At 30.1% G+C, this 24268-nt stretch carries 26 protein-coding genes; all 26 read left to right on the top strand.

Annotated features, from left to right (window positions below; translation table 11 throughout):
• Positions 1-10: 10 nt before the first annotated feature.
• Positions 11-787 carry a GTP-sensing pleiotropic transcriptional regulator CodY gene (gene codY, locus LQK79_RS04720; RefSeq protein ID WP_231015723.1) on the top strand — a complete coding sequence of 259 codons (777 nt, stop codon included), beginning with the start codon at positions 11-13 and terminating at the stop codon, positions 785-787.
• 160 nt (positions 788-947) lie between these two features.
• Positions 948-1649, top strand: coding sequence for a 30S ribosomal protein S2 (gene rpsB / locus LQK79_RS04715; protein ID WP_231015722.1), 702 nt, complete (start codon positions 948-950; stop codon positions 1647-1649).
• A gap of 53 nt (positions 1650-1702) precedes the next feature.
• Positions 1703-2626, top strand: coding sequence for a translation elongation factor Ts (gene tsf, locus LQK79_RS04710; protein ID WP_231015721.1), 924 nt, complete (start codon positions 1703-1705; stop codon positions 2624-2626).
• Between the two features lie 84 nt (positions 2627-2710).
• Positions 2711-3421, top strand: a complete 711-nt coding sequence (gene pyrH, locus LQK79_RS04705; protein WP_053241885.1) for a UMP kinase — start codon at positions 2711-2713, stop codon at positions 3419-3421.
• Between the two features lie 18 nt (positions 3422-3439).
• A complete protein-coding gene (gene frr, locus LQK79_RS04700) occupies positions 3440-3997 on the top strand; it encodes a ribosome recycling factor (protein WP_231015720.1) in 558 nt (185 codons plus the stop codon).
• Between the two features lie 155 nt (positions 3998-4152).
• Positions 4153-4947 carry an isoprenyl transferase gene (locus LQK79_RS04695; protein ID WP_231015719.1) on the top strand — a complete coding sequence of 265 codons (795 nt, stop codon included), beginning with the start codon at positions 4153-4155 and terminating at the stop codon, positions 4945-4947.
• Positions 4940-5731 carry a phosphatidate cytidylyltransferase gene (locus tag LQK79_RS04690; protein WP_231015784.1) on the top strand — a complete coding sequence of 264 codons (792 nt, stop codon included), beginning with the start codon at positions 4940-4942 and terminating at the stop codon, positions 5729-5731. The genes LQK79_RS04695 and LQK79_RS04690 overlap by 8 nt, the downstream gene beginning before the upstream one ends.
• Positions 5732-5851: 120 nt before the next feature.
• On the top strand, positions 5852-7285 hold the full coding sequence (lexA, locus tag LQK79_RS04685; protein ID WP_231015718.1) for a transcriptional repressor LexA: 1434 nt from the start codon (positions 5852-5854) through the stop codon (positions 7283-7285).
• A gap of 63 nt (positions 7286-7348) precedes the next feature.
• Positions 7349-8305 carry an AI-2E family transporter gene (locus LQK79_RS04680; RefSeq protein WP_231015717.1) on the top strand — a complete coding sequence of 319 codons (957 nt, stop codon included), beginning with the start codon at positions 7349-7351 and terminating at the stop codon, positions 8303-8305.
• Positions 8306-8327: 22 nt separating this feature from the next.
• Positions 8328-9485, top strand: coding sequence for a 1-deoxy-D-xylulose-5-phosphate reductoisomerase (dxr, locus tag LQK79_RS04675; protein WP_231015716.1), 1158 nt, complete (start codon positions 8328-8330; stop codon positions 9483-9485).
• A gap of 11 nt (positions 9486-9496) precedes the next feature.
• Positions 9497-10516 (top strand): RIP metalloprotease RseP, encoded by a 1020-nt coding sequence (gene rseP, locus LQK79_RS04670; protein WP_084756919.1) that lies wholly within the window; start codon positions 9497-9499, stop codon positions 10514-10516.
• Positions 10517-10537: 21 nt separating this feature from the next.
• Positions 10538-11587 (top strand): flavodoxin-dependent (E)-4-hydroxy-3-methylbut-2-enyl-diphosphate synthase, encoded by a 1050-nt coding sequence (ispG, locus tag LQK79_RS04665; protein WP_231015715.1) that lies wholly within the window; start codon positions 10538-10540, stop codon positions 11585-11587.
• Positions 11588-11856: 269 nt separating this feature from the next.
• The gene (gene rimP / locus LQK79_RS04660; protein WP_053241890.1) at positions 11857-12303 is read left to right on the top strand and encodes a ribosome maturation factor RimP; all 447 of its coding nucleotides are present in this window, start codon (positions 11857-11859) and stop codon (positions 12301-12303) included.
• 13 nt (positions 12304-12316) lie between these two features.
• Positions 12317-13393: a transcription termination factor NusA gene (nusA, locus tag LQK79_RS04655; protein ID WP_231015714.1), complete on the top strand. Its 1077-nt coding sequence runs from the start codon at positions 12317-12319 to the stop codon at positions 13391-13393.
• Between the two features lie 32 nt (positions 13394-13425).
• Complete coding sequence (gene rnpM / locus LQK79_RS04650; RefSeq protein ID WP_053241891.1) at positions 13426-13692, top strand: RNase P modulator RnpM; 267 nt, start codon at positions 13426-13428, stop codon at positions 13690-13692.
• Complete coding sequence (locus LQK79_RS04645) at positions 13685-13999, top strand: ribosomal L7Ae/L30e/S12e/Gadd45 family protein (protein ID WP_053241892.1); 315 nt, start codon at positions 13685-13687, stop codon at positions 13997-13999. The genes rnpM and LQK79_RS04645 overlap by 8 nt, the downstream gene beginning before the upstream one ends.
• Before the next feature lie 15 nt (positions 14000-14014).
• Entirely contained in the window at positions 14015-16141 is a 2127-nt protein-coding gene (gene infB, locus LQK79_RS04640) for a translation initiation factor IF-2 (protein WP_053241893.1), read from the top strand.
• 24 nt (positions 16142-16165) lie between these two features.
• Positions 16166-16531 carry a 30S ribosome-binding factor RbfA gene (gene rbfA / locus LQK79_RS04635; protein ID WP_053241894.1) on the top strand — a complete coding sequence of 122 codons (366 nt, stop codon included), beginning with the start codon at positions 16166-16168 and terminating at the stop codon, positions 16529-16531.
• On the top strand, positions 16518-17486 hold the full coding sequence (locus tag LQK79_RS04630) for a DHH family phosphoesterase (protein WP_053241895.1): 969 nt from the start codon (positions 16518-16520) through the stop codon (positions 17484-17486). Before rbfA ends, LQK79_RS04630 begins: the two co-directional genes overlap by 14 nt.
• A complete protein-coding gene (truB, locus tag LQK79_RS04625) occupies positions 17486-18355 on the top strand; it encodes a tRNA pseudouridine(55) synthase TruB (protein ID WP_053241896.1) in 870 nt (289 codons plus the stop codon). Before LQK79_RS04630 ends, truB begins: the two co-directional genes overlap by 1 nt.
• A gap of 13 nt (positions 18356-18368) precedes the next feature.
• On the top strand, positions 18369-19304 hold the full coding sequence (locus LQK79_RS04620) for a bifunctional riboflavin kinase/FAD synthetase (protein WP_231015713.1): 936 nt from the start codon (positions 18369-18371) through the stop codon (positions 19302-19304).
• Between the two features lie 123 nt (positions 19305-19427).
• On the top strand, positions 19428-19691 hold the full coding sequence (gene rpsO / locus LQK79_RS04615; protein ID WP_053241897.1) for a 30S ribosomal protein S15: 264 nt from the start codon (positions 19428-19430) through the stop codon (positions 19689-19691).
• A 78-nt stretch (positions 19692-19769) separates the two neighbouring features.
• The gene (locus LQK79_RS04610) at positions 19770-21875 is read left to right on the top strand and encodes a polyribonucleotide nucleotidyltransferase (RefSeq protein WP_053241898.1); all 2106 of its coding nucleotides are present in this window, start codon (positions 19770-19772) and stop codon (positions 21873-21875) included.
• Positions 21876-21994: 119 nt separating this feature from the next.
• The gene (locus LQK79_RS04605; RefSeq protein ID WP_231015712.1) at positions 21995-22270 is read left to right on the top strand and encodes a YlmC/YmxH family sporulation protein; all 276 of its coding nucleotides are present in this window, start codon (positions 21995-21997) and stop codon (positions 22268-22270) included.
• Positions 22271-22284: 14 nt separating this feature from the next.
• A complete protein-coding gene (gene dapG / locus LQK79_RS04600) occupies positions 22285-23490 on the top strand; it encodes an aspartate kinase (RefSeq protein ID WP_231015711.1) in 1206 nt (401 codons plus the stop codon).
• A 64-nt stretch (positions 23491-23554) separates the two neighbouring features.
• Positions 23555-24223 carry a ClpP family protease gene (locus tag LQK79_RS04595; RefSeq protein ID WP_053241901.1) on the top strand — a complete coding sequence of 223 codons (669 nt, stop codon included), beginning with the start codon at positions 23555-23557 and terminating at the stop codon, positions 24221-24223.
• Positions 24224-24268: the final 45 nt, after the last annotated feature.

Below are 24268 nucleotides of genomic sequence, written 5' to 3'. Positions count from 1 at the left end.
AGGAATACTAATGCCTACACTATTGAATAAAACACGAATGCTAAATAAGATACTTCAAAAAACTGGTGCAGAACCTGTGGTTTTTAATGATATATGTAAACTTTTGAGTAATGTGCTTGAATGTAATGTATATGTTATAAGCAGAAAGGGAAAAATACTAGGATACAATTTTTCCAGCGGATTTGAATGTGAAATTGTAAAAAATTATTTTATAAGTGAAATGAAATTCCCTGAGTTATACAATAATAAATTACTAAACTCTTATGAAACTAGTGCTAATATACATAGTAATGGAACATGCTTTTTTGAAGATGGGGCTAAATGTGGACTTAATGATAAAATTTCAACTATAGTTCCTATAATTGGAAACAGAGAAAGATTAGGAACACTTTTGCTTGCAAGGTTTGATAAACAATTTAATGATGATGATTTAGTTTTATCAGAATATAGCGCTACTATTGTTGGACTTGAAATTTTAAGATCTAAAAATGATGAAATTGAATTAGAAGCAAGAAAAAAAGCCGTTGTTCAATTGGCAATAGGAACACTGTCGTATTCTGAATTAGAAGCTGTAGAACACATATTCAACGAATTAGATGGAGATGAGGGATTACTTGTTGCTTCTAAAATAGCAGATAAAGTAGGCATAACACGTTCAGTTATTGTAAATGCTCTTAGAAAATTTGAGAGTGCAGGAGTTATTGAATCTAGATCACTTGGAATGAAGGGAACCCATATAAAGATATTAAATGATAAGCTTATGGATGAATTAAAAAAAATAAAATAAAATGTATTGATTAAGCAATTGCTATATGATATACTACTTAGAGTAAAAATACACACATTATCCAATTTGTAAATCGGTGCCTTTTAAAATTTATTTTAATAAGGTGATTTACATTAAAAGATAGTGGAGGTAATAACCAATTTTAAGGAGGAAAAATTTTATGTCAGTTATTTCAATGAAACAATTATTAGAAGCAGGTGTACATTTTGGTCACCAAACTAGAAGATGGAACCCAAAAATGGCTCCATACATTTTTACAGAAAGAAATGGAATATACATAATTGATTTACAGAAAACTGTAAAGAAAATTGATGAAGCTTATAATTTCATTAAAAGTGTTTCAGAGGAAGGAAAAGATGTACTTTTCGTAGGTACAAAGAAACAAGCTCAAGAAGCTATTTCAGAAGAAGCTGTAAGAAGTGGAATGCATTTTGTTAATAATAGATGGTTAGGTGGAATGTTAACTAACTTTAATACTATAAAAACTAGAATTAAAAGATTAGAAGATTTAAAGAAGATGGAAGAAGACGGAACATTTGAAGTTTTACCTAAAAAAGAGGTTACACTTTTAAAAGGTGAAGAAGAAAAACTTGTTAAAAATTTAGGTGGTATAACAAATATGCAACAAGAAAACATAGGAGCATTATTTGTAGTAGATCCTAGAAAAGAAAAAAATGCTATTTCTGAAGCTAAAATTTTAGGAATTCCTGTTGTTGCTATTGTAGATACAAATTGTGATCCAGATGAAGTGGATTATGTAATACCTGGTAATGATGATGCTATAAGAGCCGTAAAATTGATAACAGCTAAAATGGCTGATGCAGTAATTGAAGGTAGACAGGGAGAACAATTAGCAGAATAGAACTTTATAAATGTATAGTTTATTTTATAAAACATTAACGGAGGTAATAGTATATGATTTCTGCAAGTGCAGTTAAAGAACTTAGAGAAAGAACTGGAGCCGCAATGATGGCTTGTAAAAAAGCATTAACTGAAGCAAATGGTGATGCTGAAAAAGCTATTGAAATATTAAGAGAAAAAGGATTAGCAGCTGCTGCTAAAAAAGCTGGTAGAATTGCTTCCGAAGGTTTAGTTTTAGCATATGTTGATGAAAATAGCAAAAATGGAGCAGTAGCCGAAGTTAATTGTGAAACTGACTTCGTTTCAGAAAATGAAAGCTTTAAGGCATTAGCTAAAAATGTTGCTAAAATGGCAGCATTAGGTAATGCTAAAGATGTAAATGAGCTTTTAGAACAAAAATATATTGAAGATGAAAGTATAACATTGAAAGATTTTGTCACTAATTTGATTTCAAAATTAGGAGAGAATATTAATGTTAGAAGATTTACTAAATTTTCTGCTGAAAATGGATTAGTTGAGAGCTATGTTCATGCAGGAGGAAAAATAGGTGTTCTTTTAAAATTAAATTCTGATAAAGTTGTTCCAGAAGTAGCAACTTTAGCTAAAGATATTTGTATGCAGATAGCTGCTGCAAACCCACTTTTCTTAGATGAAACTTCAGTTGATCATGAAGCGTTAGATAAAGAAAGAGAAATTTACAGGGTTCAAGCTTTAAATGAAGGAAAGCCTGAAAAGATAGTTGAAAAGATGGTTGAAGGTAGAATAAAGAAATATTTAAAAGAAGTTTGCCTCGTTGATCAAGTATGGGTTAAAGATTCGGAACTTACTATATCTAAGCTTGTAGATAAAATATCAAAAGAATTAGGTGCTAAAATTACTATAGCTGATTTTGTTAGATTTGAAAGAGGCGAAGGTATAGAAAAGAAGGAAGAAAATTTTGCTGAAGAAGTTCAAAGACAGATGCAGCAAGGTAAGTAAAATAAAAGAGAGAACACAGAGTGTTCTCTTTTTTTAAAAGCCAATCAAAACAATAAACATATTGGCATGTTATGGAGGTATAGTATGGATGCTGTAAAATATAAAAGGATAATGCTAAAGTTATCAGGAGAAGCTTTAGCAGGAGAGAACGGATACGGAATAGATTTTGATGTAGCTAATAGAATATCACAGGAAATAAAAGAAATAGTTAACTTAGGATTAGAAGTTGGTGTAGTTGTTGGAGCCGGTAATATATGGCGTGGAAGAAATGGAGAAGGAATGGATAGAACAACTGCAGATTATATGGGAATGCTTGCAACTTGTATAAATTCATTAGCACTTCAAGATTCGCTTGAAAACATAGGAGTACTTACTAGAGTTCAAACAGCTATAGAAATGAAACAAATAGCCGAACCATTCATAAGAAGAAGAGCTATGAGACATCTTGAAAAAGGAAGAGTAGTTATTTTTGCTGCTGGCACAGGAAATCCATATTTTTCAACTGATACAGCAGCAGCTTTAAGAGCAGCAGAGATTGAGGCAGATGTAATACTTTTAGCTAAAAAGGTAGACGGAGTTTATAATAAGGATCCTCATAAATATGCAGATGCTGTTAAATATGATAAATTAAGTTATATAGAAGTATTGGATAAAAATCTACAAGTTATGGATTCTACTGCTACATCACTTTGTATGGATAATAATATACCTATAATTGTGTTTGGTTTAGATATTCCTGGAAATATTAAAAAGGCTGTATCTGGTCAAAAAATCGGAACTTTAATATCCAAGTAATATTAGGGAGGTAAATCTATGGTAAAAGATATAATTAAAGAAGCAGAAGAAAAAATGAAAAAGAGTATTTCTGTTTTAAAACAAGATCTATCAACTATGAAAGCAGGAAGAGCTAATCCGTCTATACTTGACAGAGTTGAAGTTGATTATTATGGCACAATGACTCCACTTAATCAAATGGCAAATGTTTCTGCACCAGAACCAAGAATATTATTAATTCAGCCATGGGATAAATCTTCTATAAAAAGCATAGAAAAGGCTATACTTGTGTCTGATTTGGGATTGAATCCATCAAATGATGGAAATGCTATAAGACTTGTAATTCCTGAATTAACTGAAGAAACAAGAAAAAATATTGTGAAGAACGTTAAAAAAGTAGGGGAAGAAAGCAAGGTTGCAATAAGAGCTATAAGAAGAGATGCAAATGATAAGGTTAAAGCTCTAAAAAAAGATAATTCTATTACTGAAGATGAAGTTAAAAAAGCTGAGGATGATATTCAAAAGAAAACTGACTCATTTATAAAAGAAATAGATAATCTTGTGGAAGCTAAAGAAAAAGAAGTTATGACTGTTTAATCTTATAATTTAACTTTTGTTTATGGAAGAACAAAGTTTTAAATGGCCTGCGTGTATTATTCGCAGGTTTTTTGATATTTTTCCTATATTATTTTATTAAAGTGTGTTGTATAATTTATTTGAAATAAAATTATGCTTTGATTGGAGATAAGGTTATGTGGAAGTTCCTAAATGGAAGTAATAAAAAAAATGTTGATAATAGTGTAAATATTGAAATTGATATGAATAATATCCCTGTACATATAGCTGTAATTATGGATGGAAATGGGAGATGGGCAAAACAGAGAAGCTTACCAAGAACGCTAGGACATAAAGCGGGAGTGGAAACTTTAAAAAAAATAGTAAGAGAATGCAGCGATATTGGTGTTAAATATCTTACTGTATATGCGTTTTCAACAGAAAATTGGAAGCGTCCTAAAGATGAAGTAAGTGGGCTTATGAAATTACTTGTTGAATATCTTAGAAATGAGCTTAATGAACTTAACGAGAATAATGTTATTATACATACTATAGGTAACATATACAAGCTTCCTGAACCTTGTATAGACATTTTGAATAAATCTATTGAGGATACAAAAGATAATACTGGTCTTGTTTTAAATTTAGCATTAAATTATGGTGGAAGGTATGAAATTTTAAGAGCAGTAAAGAATATACTTGATGACTATAAAAAAGGATTAATATCCGATGAAGATATAGAAAATCTAAATGATAGTAGATTTTCAGATTATCTATATACTAAAGGAATACCAGATCCTGACGTTATAATAAGACCAAGTGGCGAACAACGTTTAAGTAATTTTCTTTTATGGCAGTGTGCATATTCAGAATTTTGGTATTCAAATATAAATTGGCCTGATTTTTCTATAAATGACCTTCATAAAGCTATAAGAGACTATCAAAATAGAGATAGAAGGTTTGGAGGAGTAAATAATGGAGAAGATAAATAAAAGATATATAGGAGCAATATTTTTAGCACCTTTACTTATATTTTTATTTTTAGGTGGAATATATTTAAGATTATTGGTCTTCGTACTATCCATTTTGGGTTTATATGAATATTATAAAGTTTCAAAAGAAAAACAAATTAATCCTATGTCTGTGTTAGGATACGCTCTTTGTGTATTATATTATATTTTTCTTGAAAATAACAATTATAAGCTATTAATGTTTTTTATAGTGATTGGAGTATTTTTAATGTTTTGTATTCCAATATTTAATACAAAATATAATTATTTAGATATTGGAGTAACTATACTCGGTTTTATATATGTACCCGTATTTTTTAGTTTTATCTTTTTGACTAGCAATTTAACCTATGGAAAATATTTAGTATGGCTTATATTTATAGCTTCATGGATGTGTGATACTTTTGCGTATTATTCTGGAAGACTCTTTGGAAAAACTAAACTTTGTCCTAAAGTTAGCCCTAAAAAAACTGTTGAAGGATCTTTAGGTGGATTACTCGGAAGCGTAATTGCTTGCACAATATATGGATATATAATATATAATTATGGTATTAAAATTCCAATTTATAATTATGTTGCCATTGGTGTACTATGCGGTTTTTTTTCTCAATGTGGGGATTTGGCAGCTTCTTCAATAAAGAGATATGTGGGTGTTAAGGATTATAGTAATCTTATACCAGGTCATGGAGGTATATTGGATAGATTTGATAGCATACTTTTTTCAGCCGTTGTAGTATATTATTATTTGACTTTTATTGTATTTTAGTAGATATAAATTAAGTATTTTTATAAAATTAAAAAGGTTTGTCTTTATAAAAAGGACAAACCTTTTTAATTTTAGTGTATAATATATCTTATATTAATTTGTTTGGAAGGAAGTGATAATATGCAGCTGGATAGCGTACAAAATAAAATTACTACAAGTAAGACGTCATCCTATATATTTGTTAAAGGTAAAAGCAATAGTGGAAAGACAATTTCTGCTATAAATAGAGCGATTTTTCTTAAAAATAATTATTGTTTATATGATAATGATAGAATATTAATAATATGTTCTAACAATGAAAAATCAAATAAACTAAAAAGCTTATTTGCAAGTATGTCTATGGAAGCTGAAGGAAGATATATGACACTTCTTGAGCCTAAAGTTAATGTTGTTGACATTATGAGCTTAGAAAGCATATTAAATAAGTATAATAAGTTTAATGCTGTGACATTGAAAAATAAAATTTTATATATGAAAGAAGCTCTTGAGAGAATAAAGAACAGATATCCACAAATAAAATCATATGAAGACGATAAGTTGAAATTTTTAGCAGATGAAATAGGATGGATTAAAAGTTGTAAATATAATATGGAAGAATATCAAAATGCAAATAGAATTAAAAGAAATAGCAGTGCTAAAAGACTTAATAAAAATTCTTTGGGTAGAAAAGCGATATTTAAGCTGATGCTTAAGTACAATGCAATTTTAAGAAAAAATAAAGTTATTGATGAAGAGGATAGAATACTAAATGCAATAAAGTGTTTAAAAAACAATAGCAGATTAAAGTTCACCCACATAATTGCTGAAGATATTGAAAATTATACAAGAGCCGAAATAAGATTAATACAAACTTTAAGCAATGAAAAGAAATATTCGACAGTATTTTTTACATTCAACAAAGAAAATATTTCAAATGCAAATGCTTGGTTTATTAAAAATAGAAAGTTAAGTACAATTTCTAATGGTGATAAAATAAAAAGCTTTATTCTTAAAAATGTTTATAATGTTAAAAAGACTAATAGTAAAATAAATAAAAATGTAATTATCCAATCTATGGAGAATTTTAGATATAATGATTTAAAACATAATACAAGTTTTGATTTTGTAAGGGATATTGATAATAAATCAGAAATAATATTGGATGATAATATAAAATATAGTAAAGAAGATATGAACAAGATACCTGTGTTTAATGATATAGCAGCTGGAGAGCCTATAATGATAAATCCTGAAATAACAGATGATTTTTATATGCCAAAGTACTGGATTAAAGGTACGAAGGATTGCTTTATGCTAAAGATTAAAGGTGATAGTATGATTAATGTAGATATTTGTGATGGAGATTATGTAGTAATAAAAAAAGAATCTATGGCTCAAAATAAGGATATAGTTGCAGTAGATATAGATGGAAGTGCTACATTAAAAAGGCTTAATATAACCAAGAATAAGGTACTTTTGATGCCTGAAAATGATAAATATAAGCCAATAGTCATAAATGAAGAAGAGGGTGCAAGAATTATTGGCATTGCTTTAGGAGTGCTTAAAATAAAATAATATATAGTAAACTTATTGAATATTAATTAATAGATATTATTTAATGTTCAAGGAGTAGTTATTTTGGAAAAATATAAAAAATTAATCCAATGTGCTTTTTTGCTTGCAGTTTTTATAGTATTAACGCTTATAATAAAACATTATTTTAAACCTTTTTTTGTAATGTTTTTTTTAATTATACTCTGTACACCAATATATAATTTCTTGTGTAAAATTAATATTTTTAATAATAAAATAAATGCGGTTATAAGCATAGCTTTTGTTAATACTATGATTTTTATGTTTTTTATATATATAGGAAATTTTATAATAAAAGAAATTGGTATCAATGCTATAAATAATTTTAGTAGTGTGGATTTTAATAAAATGTACTTTATCAAGGATGCTGATATAGCAGCTATTTTTGAAAAAATAAAAATTCAGATTACTAGTTTTTTTAATAGCGATTTTATAAGAAGAGGTGCTATATATACTACAGATAGTATCTTAGCATATTTTGTTGGCAATATTGGGGGTTACTTTATTTTGACAGATAAATATGATATAGTTAGCTTATCTAAAATTGTACTGCCAGATAGTAACATACAACTGATATATAAAAAAATTGGTGAATTAAAGAAAATAATTGCGGTAGAGATTTCTTTGGTAATAATAACTACAGTTGAGACTGTTATTGGTCTTTTAATATTAGGAGTTGATAACGCTGTTATATTTGGACTTTTGTGTGGAGTTTTAGATATATTACCATATGTGGGAACTATACTGGTTTTTTTACCTCTAGTTTTATATAAAATTTACTTGAAGAATTACATAATAGCTTTTGGAATACTTGCTCTATATATTTTACTTCAAGTAAACAGGCAAATTTTAGAAACAAAATTTATGAGCAGCAGGCTTAAAGTGCATCCGCTTTTAATATTAATTTCTTTGTACATAGGAATGAAACTGTTTGGAGTGATAGGAATATTTATGGGACCATTGTATGTAATAAGTGCAAAGGAAATAATATTCTCAGTTTAAGGTTATAATAGGAGTTGATATAATGAAAAATATATCTATAATAGGGGTAACTGGTTCTATAGGAACTCAGACGCTTGATGTAATAAAAAGTGATATACATAAATATAAATTAATTGCAGTTACAGCTAATAAAAGTTACGAAAAGATGATACATATAATAGATGAATTCAGACCTGAAATTGCAGTACTCACAGATGAGACAGCATATAAAAAACTATATGAGTATTTTAAGGACAAAAACATAAAAACAGAAATAAAATTTGGTATGAAGGCTTTAAATGAGGCTGCTTCGAATGAAAATGCTGATATAGTTGTTACATCTATAGTTGGCATGATTGGGCTTATGCCAACTATAAATGCAATAAGAGCAGGAAAGGATATAGCACTTGCTAATAAGGAGACACTTGTAGTTGGAGGGGAAATAGTAAAAGAAGAGGCAAAAAAGCATGGTGTAAAAATACTTCCAGTAGATTCAGAACATGGAGCTGTTTTTCAGTGTCTTCAAGGAAATGAATCTAAAAATGTAAAGAATATACTTCTTACAGCTTCAGGAGGACCATTTAGGGGAAAGACTGAAGAGGAGCTGAAAGATGTTACAGTTAAAGAAGCATTAAATCATCCAAATTGGAGTATGGGTAGCAAAATTACAATTGATTCTGCAACACTTATGAATAAAGGACTTGAGGTTATAGAAGCTCACTGGCTTTTTAATATGCCTTTTAAAAATATTAAAGCAATAGTTCACCCTCAAAGTATTATACATTCAATGGTTGAATATAAAGATGGAAGTATTATTGCGCAAATGGCAGTTCCGGATATGAAACTTCCAATACAATATGCTCTCAACTATCCTGAAAGATGTGAAGCTGTCATTGAGCCACTTGATTTTTTTTCTATACCCAATCTTCAGTTTGAAAAACCAGATTTAGATACATTTAAGTGTTTGAAATTTGCATATGAAGCAGGAGAAGCAGGAGGAATAATGCCAGCAGTTTTAAATGCAGCAAATGAATATGCAGTGGATTTATTCTTAAAAGAAAAGATTAGCTTTAATAAGATACATGAGATTATATATGATGCCTTAAATAATTTTGAAAATAAAAGTGTTAGGGATGTAAATACTATAATAGAAGAAAGTGAAAAAGTAATTAAATATTTAAAAAATAAATATAACAAGTAGGAGTGGTGGATTTGAGCCTTATTAATATAATAATAGCTATTTTGGTTTTAGGAGTAATAGTATTAATACATGAATTAGGACATTTTGTACTTGCTAAATTAAATGATGTAAATGTAGAAGAGTTTTCAATAGGCATGGGACCTAAAATATTAGGTTTTAAAGGAAAAGAGACTCAATATTCACTTAGAATACTTCCAATAGGTGGATATGTTAAAATGCTTGGTGAAGAGGAGAAAAGTGATGATCCACGTGCGTATAATAACAAATCGCCACTTAGAAGATTAAGTATTGTATCAGCAGGACCAATCATGAACATTATACTTGCAGCGGTTTTATATGCACTTATTGCACAAGCAACTGGATTCGTTTCTTTAAGAATTAGCGCTGTTTCGCCAAAATCGCCAGCAGAACTTGCAGGAATTAAAGTTGGAGATACTATAATTAAAGCTAATAATTCAAAAATGCTAACTTGGGATGATTTTTCTCTTAAAATGTATTTAAATAAGAGTAATAATATAAACGTTACAGTTAAAAGAAATGGAGAAATAAAAAATTTTAATATTAAACCGATGAAAAATACTAAAGAAAATCGATATATGATAGGAGTAGGTCCTACGAATGTAAAAAATCCATCTGTGATTGAAGGTATTAAATACGGTTTTAATGAAACTATATTTATGGTAAAGGAAGTTTTTATTAGCCTTAAAATGCTATTTACAGGTAAATTATCTGCCCAGGATGTTTCAGGACCTGTTAGTATAATAAGAGTAACTGGAGCAGCAGCCAATGCAGGGCTAGTACCACTTATAAGTTTCATGGCATTTTTAAGTGCAAACGTAGGATTATTTAATTTATTGCCTATTCCAGCTTTAGATGGAAGCTATGTAATATTATTTTTAATTCAAATAATAACAGGTAAAAAAATAGATGATAATAAGGTTGGAGTAATAAATACAATAGGTTTTGCGCTTCTTATGGCGCTTATGGTCATAGTTACAATAAAAGATATTTTATATCCGCTTAAAATTTGAGTTTTGTAGAGGGGTAACATTATGATAAGAGTAAAAACAAAAAAGATAAAGGTAGGAAGTAAATTTGTTGGAGGGGATTCACCGGTTTCTGTTCAATCTATGACTAATACAGATACTAGAGATCCTATAGCAACTTTAGAACAAATAAAGAGACTTGAAGCAGAAGAGTGCGACATAATAAGGTGTGCTGTGCCAGACATGGAAGCTGCTAAGGCTTTAAAGGAAATCACCCAAAATACCAAGATGCCTGTAGTTGCTGACATACATTTTGATTACAGATTAGCACTTGAAGCTATAGAAAACGGGATTTCTGCTCTTAGAATTAATCCTGGTAACATAGGTTCAAAGGAAAGAGTAGAGATGGTGGCATCTAGTGCTAAAGAAAAAAATATTCCCATACGCATTGGTGTTAATTCTGGTTCGCTAGAAAAGGAAATTTTGGCTAAGTACAATGGTGTTTCAGCTGAAGGCTTGGTTGAAAGTGCACTAAAACATGTAAGAATACTTGAAAATGTAAATTTTGATGATATTGTAATATCCATTAAGTCATCTAATGTACAAATGATGATAGAAAGTTATAGGCTCATTTCACAAAAAGTTAATTATCCTCTGCATCTTGGAGTTACAGAGGCAGGAACTATATGGAGAGGAACTATAAAGTCTTCAATTGGTATAGGAGCTCTTTTGAGTGAAGGAATTGGAGATACAATAAGAGTATCATTGACGGGAGATCCTGTTGAAGAAGTAAAGGTTGGAAGAGAAATATTAAAAACTTTCGGCTATATTAAAAGTGGAATAGAATTTGTTTCATGCCCTACTTGTGGAAGAACATCTATTGATTTAATAAAGATTGCAAATGAAGTTGAAAAGAAACTTGAAAACTGCAATAAACATATAAAGGTTGCAGTAATGGGATGTGTCGTAAATGGGCCTGGTGAAGCTAGAGAAGCTGATATTGGGATAGCTGGAGGAAAAGGAGAAGGGCTTATATTTAAAAAAGGAAAGATAGTCAAGAAAGTAAAGGAAGAATATTTGGTAGATGAGCTTATAAATGAGATTAATAATATGTAGCTTCCTATTTCATAAGTTTTTAACTTTTTATTGAAATTTTTATTTGAGTGTGATAAACTAGAAATAGTTTAAAGTTTACTTATAGATTTTGCTTTGGAGAGTGGGTTCAAAACCCGCTCTTTAATTTTGTAAGCGCAACGTAGGTTGCGCTTTTCGTTAAGGTGTTTTCTATAAACTAATTGCTTTAGTATGTATGTTCATGGAGAACTAGAAGATATTTGTTTAAAATATTAAAAATAGCAGAACATATGTTGTAAGGAGGGATAAATATGATAGAGGAAGTAAAAGAAGCAATTAAAGAAGAAGTTGAAAAATTAGGTTATGAATTTTACCATTTAGAGTTTGTTAATGAATCAGGTGAAAATTATCTTAGAGTATATATAGATAGTCCGGATGGAATAGGACTTGATGACTGTGAAAAAGTAAGCAGAAGAGTAAGTGATATTCTTGATGAAAAAGATCCTATTCCTTACAGTTATTGTTTAGAAGTATCGTCATCAGGTATATTTAGGACTTTGTTTACAGATGAGCATTTGAAAAGGTATAATGGAAGTATGGTAAAAGTAAAAGTAAAGGGTACCTTTAATGGTAAAAAAGAATTTTCAGGTGATTTAGATGGATTTGATGAAGAGAGCGTAAACATTGCTAACAACAATGAAATAATAAAAATTCCTAGAAAAAAAATAAAAAGAGTAACTTTAGAAGGGGAGCTTTAAAGGAGGGTTAAAAATGAATCAGGAATTTATACAGGCGCTTAAGGAAATAGTTGGTGAAAAGGGAATAAGTGAAGATATGCTTTTTGAAACTATAGAAGATGCTTTAGTTGCTGCGTATAAAAAGAACTATGCGAAGGTAGCAGAAAATGTTCATAATGTTAAAGTAACTTTAGATAGAGAAAATGGAGAAATCCATGTTTACTCACAAAAAAAGGTAGTAGATGAGGTTTTTGATAAAATAACTGAAATTTCCTTAGAAGATGCTAAAAAAATAAATTCTGTATACCAACTTGACGACATGGTTGATGTTGAAATTACACCTAAAAGTTTTGGAAGAGTAGCTGCACAAGCTGCAAAGCAGGTAGTGGTTCAAAGAATTAAAGAAGCAGAAAGAAGTCTCATTTATAATGAATTCCAAGAAAAAGAATTTGATATTGTAACTGGTACAGTATTAAGAAAAGATAAGGGAAATGTTTTGATAGACCTTGGAAGAATTGAGGCTATTCTTACACCATCAGAGCAAATAGCTAGTGAAGATTATGTATATAATTCTAGAATAAAATTATATATAGTTGAAGTGAAAAATACTACTAAAGGAGCACAGGTTGTTATATCACGAACTCACCCTGGACTCGTTAAAAGATTATTTGAACTTGAAGTGCCTGAAATATATAATGGTATTGTAGAGATAAAGGGTATTGCAAGAGAAGCAGGTTCAAGAACTAAAATAGCCGTTTATTCAAATGATGAGAATGTAGATGCTATGGGAGCTTGCGTTGGTCAAAAAGGTATAAGAGTTCAAAATATAGTTAATGAACTTAAAAATGAAAAGATTGATATAATCAAATGGAGTAAGCTTCCTGAAGAATATATTGCTAACTCTATAAGTCCAGCTAAGGTAATAGATGTAGAAATTAATGAAGAAAATAAATCAGCACAAATTGTAGTTGAAGACAATCAACTTTCACTTGCCATTGGTAAAGAAGGTCAAAATGTACGTCTTGCTGCAAAACTAACTGGGTGGAAAATTGATATCAAGAGTAAATCTCAAGTTGAAGTTCAAGCTGAAACTAGCGATGATGAGCAGTAGAACATAATTCTATTTTATCGGAGGTGATATTAATGAAAGTTAAAAAAATACCTCAAAGAATGTGCACGGGATGTATGGAAATGAAGCCTAAAAAAGAGCTTATAAGAATTGTTAAAAATAAAGATGGAGAAGTTTCTATAGATATTACAGGTAAAAAGCCAGGCAGAGGTGCGTATATTTGCAAAAATATAGAATGCTTGGAAAAGGCAGTAAAACAAAAAAGACTTGAAAAAAATCTTGAAAAAAAAATTGACGATGAATTATATGCTAAGCTAAAGGATGAGATTATTAATGAATAATAGATTTCTGCAATTTTTAGGAATAGTTAAAAAATCTGGGAAGATTGCTGAAGGATACAATAAATGTGAAGAAATATCGAAAAACGGAATGGCAAAATTAATAATACTTTCTGATGATGCTTCTGACAATACAAAGAATAAGTTTGAAAATTATTCACTTCGGTATGATATTCCTATTATAAAGAATGGATTTTTAAGTGAAGATTTGGGAAAAATACTTGGTAGAGAAAATATTAAAGTAATATGTGTTACTGACTATAAGATGAGCTGCAAATTAATAAGCATATTGAAACAGCAAAATGATTAAACGGGGGTGTATAATTTGTCGAAGATTAGAATATATGAATTATCAAAGGAAATAGGTAGATCAAGTAAAGAACTCATTACCATTCTTGAAGATGAATTTGGAATAAAAGTAAAAAACCACATGAGTGCAATAGATGAAGAAGATGCAGAACTTATTAAAGAAATGTTATCAGATGATGAAAAGGAAGCAGCTGTTGACAAAAAAGATGATGAAAATCCATCAAATATAGTTGAAGAATATGAGGAAATAGTTGATAATAGCATAAAAGTTAGAAAAAATAGAAAAATTAAAAATAAAGCCAAGGATTCGGAACAAAATTTGAACGAAAGTGTAGCTTCAGCTGATAATGATGATAGAGATGTTATAGAAGTTGATAAGACATTGACAGTTAAGGATTTAGCTGAAAAGTTACAAAAACCAACTACTGAAGTTATTAAACAGCTTATGTTTATGGGAGTACTTGCAGCCATAAATCAGGAAGTAGATATTGAAACAGCTAAGAAAGTAGCTGATAAATTTAATTTTGATGTTGTAATGAAATCAGATGAACAAGAAAAGAAAGAACTTGAAAGCGAATTTGAAGATGAGTTTGAAGCTGAAGATGCAGAAGAGTCTGATAAAAATTTGATAAAGAGACCTCCTGTTGTAACTGTAATGGGGCATGTAGATCATGGAAAGACATCACTTCTTGATGCAATAAGAAAATCAAGTGTTACAGAAACAGAAGCAGGTGGAATAACACAGCATATAGGTGCATACACAGTTAATGTTAATGGAGAAAAGGTAACTTTCTTAGATACTCCAGGACATGAAGCATTTACTGCAATGAGAGCTAGAGGAGCTCAAATTACTGATGTTGTAATTCTTGTTGTCGCAGCAGATGATGGTATTATGCCTCAGACGAAGGAAGCAATAAACCACTGTAAGGCCGCTAAGGTGCCTATTGTTGTTGCAATAAATAAAATTGATAAACCTGGTGCAAATATAGATAGGGTAAAGCAGGAACTTTCAGAAGAGGGTCTTATCGCTGAAGATTGGGGTGGAGATACTGTTTGCGTTCCAGTTTCAGCACGTACTAAGGAAGGCTTGGATAGTTTACTTGAAATGACTGTACTTACTTCTGAAATATTGGAACTTAAAGCTGACCCAAATCGTAAAGCAAAGGGTACTGTAATTGAAGCAAAGCTTGATAAGGGAAGAGGAGCTGTAGCGTCACTTCTTGTTCAAAATGGTACACTGCATGTTGGAGATTCAATAATAGTTGGTTCTACTTACGGAAGAATAAGAGCTATGTTTGATGATAAAGGTAAAAAAATAAAATCAGCTGGACCTTCAGTTCCTGTTGAAATATTAGGATTATCTGATGTTCCAGAAGCAGGAGATAAATTTAATGTAGTAAAAGATGAAAAAACAGCTAGAAATATGGCTGATTTGAGAGTTGAAAAGCTTAGAAATGCAAACCTTGCAGCTAAACATAAAGTTTCTTTGGAGGATTTGTATAATCAAATTAAAGAAGGAAAAGTTAAGGAACTTGGAATTATAATAAAAGCAGATGTTCAAGGTTCAGTTGAAGCTGTTAAACAGTCTCTTGAAAAATTATCAACGGCTGAAGTTAAGGTAAGAGTTATACATGGAGCAGTAGGAGCTATAACTGAAACAGATGTATCGCTAGCAAGTGCTTCAAATGCAATAATTATTGGATTTAATGTGAGACCAGATAATAATGCATCAGCTCTCGCAGAAAAAGAAGATGTTGATATTAAGACTTATAGGGTTATATATAATGCTATAGATGATATAAAATCAGCAATGGTTGGAATGCTTGAACCTGAATTTAAAGAAGTAATTATAGGAAGAGCTGAAATAAGGCAAGTATACAAAATTTCAAGTATTGGAACTGTAGCAGGGTGCTATGTAACTAATGGAAAAATAACAAGAAATAGTCAAGTTAGAATAATTAGAGACGGAATTGTAATTTTAGAGGGAGAACTTGCATCTTTAAAGAGATTTAAAGATGATGCTAAGGAAGTTGCACAGGGCTTTGAATGCGGAATTACAATTGATAAGTTTAATGATGAAAAAGAAGGAGACATTATAGAAGCATTCGAAATGCAGGAAATTAAAGTGAAGGAAAATAAATAGACTGCTTTGGAAGGGAAGATTCGTATGGCTAAGTATAGAAGTGGAAGGATTAATGAGGAAGTCAAAAAAGCTATAAGTAGTACAATACAGAATGACATAAGAGATCCCAGATTTACAGCTATGGTAAGTGTTACAAAAGTTGATGTAACTAAGGATTTAAGATATGCTAAGGTATATATAACGGTTCTTGGAGATGAAAGCAAGCAAAAAGAAACTATGTCCATACTTAAAAATAGCGCTTCATTCATAAGAAGACAGTTAGGGCAAAGTGTTAAATTGAGGTATACACCTGAGATAATATTTGAACTTGATACATCAATACAGTATGGAATGCATATAGATGCTCTCTTAGAAAAAATAAAGGAGAATAGGGAAAATGATAGTAAATGAAATAATAGACAAAATTAAATCTAGTAAAAAAATTGCTATTACTTTTCACGTATCTCCAGATGGAGATTCTATTGGTGCTAGTCTTGGACTCTTATGTGGACTTAGATTAATAAAAAAAGATGTTTCTATATTGTGCAAAGAAAAACTTCCAGATGTTTTTTCATTTTTGCCTAATTCATCTGAAATAACAGGAGAGAATGCTGTTATTTCAGATGATATTGATTTACTAATCACATTAGATTGTGGTGATGTAGAGAGATTAAACTATGAAAAAGATGATAAAAGTTTTAAAAATAGGGATTATTTTGTTATAAATGTAGATCACCATCTTACAAATAAATCATTCGGAAATCTTAATTATGTAGATACAAGTGCTTCTTCAGTTGGAGAAATAGTGTATCATATTTTGAAGGAGATGAATGTTTGCATAAATCAAGAAATAGCTGCTTGTCTGTATACATCAATATTAACTGATACAGGGTCTTTTAGGCATTCTAATACTACTAGAACTACTCATTTAATTGCCGGTGATTTGATAAGTACAGGTATTGATTTTAGTGAAATACATAGAATTATATTTGATAATAAAAAGTTTGAAGCATTAAAACTGCAAGGACTTGTGCTAAATAATATGTATTTAACTTGTAATAAAAGATTATGCATAATGAAAGTGACGAAGGCTATGATAGATGAGTCAGAAGTAGATGAAGCTGATACTGGAGATTTAGTTTCAATAGGACTAAAAGTAAATACAGCAGAGGTTTGTGTGCTTTTAAAAGAAAAAGATGATGTGGTTAAATTAAGTTTAAGATCAAAATCTAATGTTGATGTAAGAAAAATAGCAGAGAAATTTAATGGTGGTGGGCATACAAAGGCAGCTGGATTAGTTATGGAAAAAAGTATTGAAGAAGCGGAAGAAATTATAGTAAGTGAAATTGAAAAAGAGTTGATATAATGAATGGCATAATAAACTTATATAAACCACTAGGTATAACTTCTTTTGATGCTGTTAGTAAAGTAAAAAAAATTTCAGGTGAGAAGAAGGTAGGGCATACAGGTACTCTTGATCCACTAGCTTCAGGAGTTCTACCTATATGTATTGGTAAGGCTACAAAACTTGTAGACTACATAATGCAAGGAGAAAAAATATATAAGGTTAAAATGAAGCTTGGAGAAGTAACTGATACTTATGATAAAGAGGGAAAAATAATTAGTGAATCCAAGGTTGAATTTGATTCGAATGAGGTTACTCATGCTATTATGAGTTTTAAAGGAGAAATAATGCAAGTTCCACCAATGTATTCTGCTTTAAAGGTTAATGGAAAAAGGCTTTATGAACTTGCAAGAGCAGGAGTAGAGGTTGAAAGGGAAGCAAGAAAAATCAATATTTATGATATTACTATACAAGATATTGATATCCCTTTTGTAACTTTTACAGCAAGATGCTCAAAAGGGACATATATAAGAAGTTTGTGTTTTGATATAGGACAAAAACTTGGCTGTGGGGCTGTAATGTATGAACTGGAGAGATGCGCTTCAGGGATTTTTAATATAGATGACAGTGTTAAATTAGAAGATTTAACAAAAGAAAACTTTGGTCAAAAAATTATTCCTATAGATAAATGCCTTTACAAATACCCCTCGGTAAAATTTGATGAAAAATTTGAAAAGCTGCTTATAAATGGTGTAGCAATTAAAGATAGGAGAGCCTTAACTAATATTGACGCTGATAAAGTTTATAGTGTATACAATAAAAAAGATGAGATACTTGGTCTGGCATCTTTGACTCATAATGGTTTTAAAATTTTAAAATTATTAACTTAGGAGAAATGATTTTATGATAGTTTTAAATGACAGTTTTAAAGTTAAATTGGAATATAAAACTTATGTAACTATAGGAAGTTTTGATGGACTTCATAAAGGTCATTTAAGTTTAATAGATAAAGCAATAGAATTAAGCAGAAAAAATAATATTAAGAGCATGGTTAATACTTTTAAAGAACATCCTCTCAACACTATTAATAAAGATATTGCGCCTAAGATCATTATGGATAATGAAACAAAAATACAAATTCTTGAGGATTATGGGCTTGATATACTTAATTTATGTAATTTTAATGATGTAATGAAAATGCTTCCTGAAGATTATGTAGTAAATATGCTTAAATCTTACAATATTAAAGGAATAATAACAGGTTTTAATCATAAATTTGGATATAAAAATCAAGGAGATGTAAATCTTCTTAAAAAATTAAGCGAAAAATATGGTTTTGAACTTTATATTGTAGAGCCTATTAAAGTGAATGGAGAAATTGTAAGCAGTACTTCCATAAGAAAATATATAACTAATGGTGAAATTATAAAGGCAAATGAGATGCTTTTAAGACCATATTCCCTTAAAGGAACAGTTATACATGGACGAGAAGTTGGAAGAACATTGGGATTTCCTACAGCTAATTTAAAATATGATAATAACTTTGTGGTTCCAGCAGTTGGTGTTTATTACACGATTGTAGAATATAATAACAAAAAATATAAAGCTATAACTGATATTGGATATGCCCCTACAGTAAGAAATAGTGACTTTTCAATAGAAAGTTATATGTTAAATTTTAATGAAAATATATATGAAAAAAGTATAAAAGTTAATTTTATTGAAAAAATAAGAGATGAAGTTAAATTTAATAATTTAGAGGAATTAAGGAATCAACTTGAAAAAGATAAAAATTTTGCGAAATCAAAAGATTTAAAAAATAATTTTAGTAAAAAATAGAATTTTTAATTTACATTTTCAAGTTTCTTTGTTATAATTACACGTGGAAACCTTATGCTAAGAGTACTGAATCACCGACGATATTCTTGGAATAAGGGGATAATTAATGGAGGTGTTTTATTAATGGATAAAGCAAGAAAACAAGAAATAATTACAAAATATGCAAGAAAAGAAGGAGATACTGGTTCTCCAGAAGTACAGATTGCATTACTTACAGAAAGAATTAATCATTTAAATGATCATTTACAATCTCATAAAAAAGATCACCATTCAAGAAGAGGTCTTTTGATGATGGTTGGTAGAAGAAGAGGTCTTTTAAATTATCTTGAATCTGTAGATATTGAAAGATATCGTGAAATAATTAAAAATTTAGGCTTAAGAAAATAATAAAGTCGGGGAGCGGTACATAACCGCTCTATTATTTTACGAAATAAATTATTTTATACTTTTTAAGGAGGTATGTGTATGTCACATGTATTAGAAACTATGGTTGGTGGCAGAAAGCTTAAGGTTGAATACGGCAAAACGGGAATGCTTTCTAATTGTGCTATATTTATGAGCTATGGTGATACTGTTGTTATGGTGAATGTCAATGCTTCAGAAAAACCTCGTGAAGGTATAGACTTTTTCCCATTAAGTGTAGAATATGAAGAAAGATTATATTCTGTTGGAAAAATACCAGGTGGGTTTATAAAAAGAGAGGGAAAACCTTCTGAAAAATCTATACTTCATGCAAGAGCTATAGATAGACCGCTTAGACCATTATTCCCAAAGGGATATAGAAATGATGTTCAAATAATATGTACAATAATGTCTGTTGAGCAGGATAATGCACCAGATATACTCGCAATGAATGGAGCGTCAATGGCTCTATGCCTTTCAAGTATTCCTTTCACAACACCTGTTGGAACTGTTTCTGTAGGACTTATAGATGATAAATTTATTCTTAACCCTACTGAGGAACAAAGAAATAAAAGTATCTTGAATCTAACAGTATGTGCCACAAAAGAGAGAGTAATGATGATAGAAGCTGGTGGAGATGAAATACCAGAAGAAACTATGATAAGTGCTATTAAATTTGGATTCGACGCTTGTCAAACAATAGTAGAATTTCAAGAAGAAGCAATGAAAGAATTTGGCAAAGAAAAAGATATTCCAGAACTTTATCATCCTAAAGAAGAAATAGAAAAGGATGTTACACAGTTTGCTTTTGATATGTTAAAAGAAACTATGTACATAACTGATAGAGAAGAGAGAAATGCAAAGCTTAAAGAAGTCAAAACTAAAATTTCTGATGAATTTGCTGAAAAATATCCTGATGATGGTGCGGATATTGACGAAATAATTTATAGTATTCAGAAAAAAATAGTTAGAAATATGCTTTTAAATGAACATAGGAGGCCAGATGGAAGAACTTTTGATCAAATTAGACCTATAAGTTGTGAAGTTGGTTTACTTCCAAGAACTCATGGTACTGGTTTGTTTACAAGAGGATTAACACAAGTAATGACTGTTGCAACTTTAGGCTCTCTTGGAGACGTTCAGGTTTTAGATGGACTTGGAACAGAAGGGTCAAAGAGATATATGCATCACTATAATTTCCCTGCTTATTCAACTGGAGAAGTTAAACCACTTAGAGGACCAGGAAGAAGAGAAATAGGTCATGGAGCTCTTGCAGAAAAAGCATTGGAACCTTTAATACCATCTGAAGAGGAATTCCCTTATACAATAAGGCTTGTTTCCGAGGTTCTTAGTTCTAATGGTTCAACATCACAAGCTAGTGTTTGTGGAAGTACTTTAGCCCTTCTTGATGCAGGTGTTCCAATAAAAAGACCAGCTGCGGGAATTGCTATGGGGCTCATAACAAGTGAAGATTTAAGTAAGGAAACTGTGCTTACAGATATACAAGGTCTAGAAGATTTCTTTGGAGATATGGATTTTAAAGTTGCAGGTACTGAAAAAGGAATTACATCTATACAGGTAGATACTAAAATTCATGGACTTTCTGAAAATTGTATACGTGATGCAATTAATGGAGCAAGAAAAGCAAGATTGTTTATTCTTGATAAGATTAAAGATTGCATTGATAAGCCTAAAGAAGAATTGTCACCTTATGCACCTAGAGCATATACTATAAATATAGCTCCAGAAAAAATAAGAACTTTAATTGGAACTGGTGGAAAGACAATAAACAAGATAATAGATGAAACTGGAGTTAAAATAGATATTAAAGAAGATGGAAAAGTTTTTGTTCTATCAACTGATGGACCATCCGCATCAAAAGCTTTAAAAATGATTGATGATCTAACAAAGGATGTTAAAATTGGAGAAGTATATTTAGGAAAAGTAGTAAAGATAACCAATTTTGGAGCGTTTGTTGAAATATTGCCTGGAAAAGAAGGTCTTGTTCATATTTCTAAGCTTGATGTTTCAAGAGTTGAAAAGGTAGAAGACATTGTTTCTGTTGGAGATGAGATATTAGTAAAAGTTACTGATATAGATAATCAAGGCAGAATAAATTTATCAAGAAAAGATGCTATTAAGGAACAAGAAAAAGAACAAAAAGATTAATTTTGATAGAAGGGCGTAAAAGCCTTTTTATTTTATAATCTATTATTCATTGTAATAAATTATTACTTTTATAAATATATTTAATAAATAAAAATTTTTATTTAAAGGAGTAATTTGTTATGGGTGATAATATAAAATTTTATAGTGAAATAGAAAAATATGAAATCATTAATATCAACGACGGAGAAAAATATTCATCGATAGAAAATAATGATATAATAATTGATGATAATGGAAATATGAGATCTCTAATTCTAGGAGATAACAAATCTGGTTTCTCATTGTTTAGCAAAAGTGATTTTTTTGAAGTACCATGGCAATATGTAAAGAAAATAGGAGCAAGAACTGTAATTATTGATGTTGATAATTCCATCATTAAAAAAAATCGTTTGTGATTTGGGGGATTATTATGAAACTCATAGTACAAAAATTTGGAGGAACATCCGTATCCAATCACGAAAGAAGAAAATGTGTTGTAAATAAAGTTTTAGATGCTCAAAAGAAAGGCTATTCTCCTATAGTAATAGTTTCGGCTATGGGAAGAAAAGGAGAGCCATATGCAACAGATACCCTTCTCTCTCTTGTAAATGAAGAATTTAAAAGTAATAATAAATTGGCAGTAGATCTTTTAATGTGCTGTGGTGAACTTATAAGTGCTGTAGTAGTTAGCAGCGAACTTAATGAAAATGGAATTAAAGCAGTCCCGTTTACAGGAGGGCAGGCTGGAATTATAACTGATGATAACTATAATAATGCTTCTGTTAAAACTGTAGATCCTTGTTGTCTTATGGAAACAGTTAAAAGTGGGAAAGTTCCTGTTATAGCTGGTTTTCAAGGAAAAAGCGAAAAGGGCTTTTTTACTACTTTAGGCAGAGGTGGAAGCGATGTTACAGCTTCTATTGTTGGATGCGCAGTTAGAGCAGAAAAAATAGAGATATATACTGATGTAGATGGAATAATGACAGCTGACCCAAGGATTGTTAGAGGTGCTTCTCTAATAGAAAAGATAAGCTATAATGAATTGTTTGAATTTGCACAGCAGGGAGCTAAGGTTATTCATCCTAGAGCAGTTGAAATTGCTATGAATGGCAATGTACCGCTTGTAGTAAAAAATACGCTTAGCGATTGCAAAGGCACTTTGATAAATGATATTGGAGAAATTGAGGGTAAAGAATTAATAACAGGAATAACTTGCTTAAGTGGTAGAATTCAAGTGGAAATTAAACTTAAAGATAATAAAAGTAGCACTAATTATGGTGATATTTTAAATATACTTGCATTAAATGGTATAAGTATAGATTTAATAAATTTATTTCCAAGAGAGAGCGTATTTACTATCAATGAAAGCAGTTTAATTAAATTTCAATATATAATGGATAAATTTAAAATAATTTATTCTATTACAAAGAACTGTAGTAAAATTTCAATTATTGGAAATAAGATTTGCGGTGTTCCTGGAGTAATGGCAAAAATATTAAAAGCTTTGACAAAAGAAGATATAGAAGTCTTGCAAACAGCGGATTCCCATACTACAATTTGGTGTCTTATAAAATCATCTGAAAAAGAAAAGGCTGTAAATGCACTTCATAATGAATTTAATTTATGTAATAAATAAAATATTTAGTATTATTTTATATTTTCTGCACACAATATTATTATATGTGCAGGAGGGATAATTAATGGAAGAAGAAAAAAATGAAAATAATGATGAGATAAAGGAATTAGGGTTACAAAGTGTTCCTGAGGCTGACCAGCGAATACAATTTATACAAATAATAGGCCAAATTGAAGGGCATGGAGTATTACCATCGCAAACTAAAACTACAAAATATGAACACATTATACCAGAACTTATATCCATGGAAAACAACGCAAAAGTAGAAGGAGTTCTAATTGTGCTTAATACCGTTGGAGGAGATGTAGAGGCAGGGCTTGCTATATCGGAAATGATAAATAGTTTAAGTAAACCAACGGTATCGCTTGTGATAGGAGGAGGGCATTCGATAGGAGTTCCACTCGCAACATCGGCTAATTATTCATTTATTTCCCCAAGTGCCACAATGATAATACATCCTATAAGAATGAATGGACTTGTGCTTGGGGTACCTCAAACTTTTGAATACTTTAATAAAATGCAAGAAAGAATAACTGAATTTATAGTGAGAACTTCTAAAATTAATAAAGAAAATTTAAAAGAAATGATGACTAAAACTAATGATTTATTAAATGATATGGGCACAATACTAATTGGAAAGCAAGCAGTTGATTGTGGACTTATTGATGAAGTTGGAGGAATAAAAGAATCAATAAAAAAATTAAATGAACTTATTGAAATTAAAAAGCCATAGGGAATCCTATGGTTAATTAATATTAATAGATACTTTATCATTTAA

The organism is Clostridium guangxiense, from assembly GCF_021043395.1.
GTDB lineage: Bacteria > Bacillota > Clostridia > Clostridiales > Clostridiaceae > Clostridium_S > Clostridium_S guangxiense.
The sequence above is the reverse complement of the archived record's forward strand: the minus strand, read 5'-3'. Positions and strand labels throughout refer to the sequence as shown.

What these genes read in the sequence shown, in the direction of transcription:
- tsf (WP_231015721.1), top strand. Translation starts at nt 1,703, where the DNA reads ATGATTTCTGCAAGTGCAGTTAAAGAACTTAGAGAAAGAACTGGAGCC.
- LQK79_RS04645 (WP_053241892.1), top strand. Translation starts at nt 13,685, where the DNA reads ATGAATAATAGATTTCTGCAATTTTTAGGAATAGTTAAAAAATCTGGG.
- rbfA (WP_053241894.1), top strand. Translation starts at nt 16,166, where the DNA reads ATGGCTAAGTATAGAAGTGGAAGGATTAATGAGGAAGTCAAAAAAGCT.
- nusA (WP_231015714.1), top strand. Translation starts at nt 12,317, where the DNA reads ATGAATCAGGAATTTATACAGGCGCTTAAGGAAATAGTTGGTGAAAAG.
- dxr (WP_231015716.1), top strand. Translation starts at nt 8,328, where the DNA reads ATGAAAAATATATCTATAATAGGGGTAACTGGTTCTATAGGAACTCAG.
- LQK79_RS04610 (WP_053241898.1), top strand. Translation starts at nt 19,770, where the DNA reads ATGTCACATGTATTAGAAACTATGGTTGGTGGCAGAAAGCTTAAGGTT.
- pyrH (WP_053241885.1), top strand. Translation starts at nt 2,711, where the DNA reads ATGGATGCTGTAAAATATAAAAGGATAATGCTAAAGTTATCAGGAGAA.
- rnpM (WP_053241891.1), top strand. Translation starts at nt 13,426, where the DNA reads ATGAAAGTTAAAAAAATACCTCAAAGAATGTGCACGGGATGTATGGAA.
- frr (WP_231015720.1), top strand. Translation starts at nt 3,440, where the DNA reads ATGGTAAAAGATATAATTAAAGAAGCAGAAGAAAAAATGAAAAAGAGT.
- codY (WP_231015723.1), top strand. Translation starts at nt 11, where the DNA reads ATGCCTACACTATTGAATAAAACACGAATGCTAAATAAGATACTTCAA.
- LQK79_RS04695 (WP_231015719.1), top strand. Translation starts at nt 4,153, where the DNA reads ATGTGGAAGTTCCTAAATGGAAGTAATAAAAAAAATGTTGATAATAGT.
- LQK79_RS04595 (WP_053241901.1), top strand. Translation starts at nt 23,555, where the DNA reads ATGGAAGAAGAAAAAAATGAAAATAATGATGAGATAAAGGAATTAGGG.
- ispG (WP_231015715.1), top strand. Translation starts at nt 10,538, where the DNA reads ATGATAAGAGTAAAAACAAAAAAGATAAAGGTAGGAAGTAAATTTGTT.
- lexA (WP_231015718.1), top strand. Translation starts at nt 5,852, where the DNA reads ATGCAGCTGGATAGCGTACAAAATAAAATTACTACAAGTAAGACGTCA.
- truB (WP_053241896.1), top strand. Translation starts at nt 17,486, where the DNA reads ATGAATGGCATAATAAACTTATATAAACCACTAGGTATAACTTCTTTT.
- LQK79_RS04605 (WP_231015712.1), top strand. Translation starts at nt 21,995, where the DNA reads ATGGGTGATAATATAAAATTTTATAGTGAAATAGAAAAATATGAAATC.
- rpsO (WP_053241897.1), top strand. Translation starts at nt 19,428, where the DNA reads ATGGATAAAGCAAGAAAACAAGAAATAATTACAAAATATGCAAGAAAA.
- LQK79_RS04620 (WP_231015713.1), top strand. Translation starts at nt 18,369, where the DNA reads ATGATAGTTTTAAATGACAGTTTTAAAGTTAAATTGGAATATAAAACT.
- dapG (WP_231015711.1), top strand. Translation starts at nt 22,285, where the DNA reads ATGAAACTCATAGTACAAAAATTTGGAGGAACATCCGTATCCAATCAC.
- rpsB (WP_231015722.1), top strand. Translation starts at nt 948, where the DNA reads ATGTCAGTTATTTCAATGAAACAATTATTAGAAGCAGGTGTACATTTT.
- rimP (WP_053241890.1), top strand. Translation starts at nt 11,857, where the DNA reads ATGATAGAGGAAGTAAAAGAAGCAATTAAAGAAGAAGTTGAAAAATTA.
- LQK79_RS04630 (WP_053241895.1), top strand. Translation starts at nt 16,518, where the DNA reads ATGATAGTAAATGAAATAATAGACAAAATTAAATCTAGTAAAAAAATT.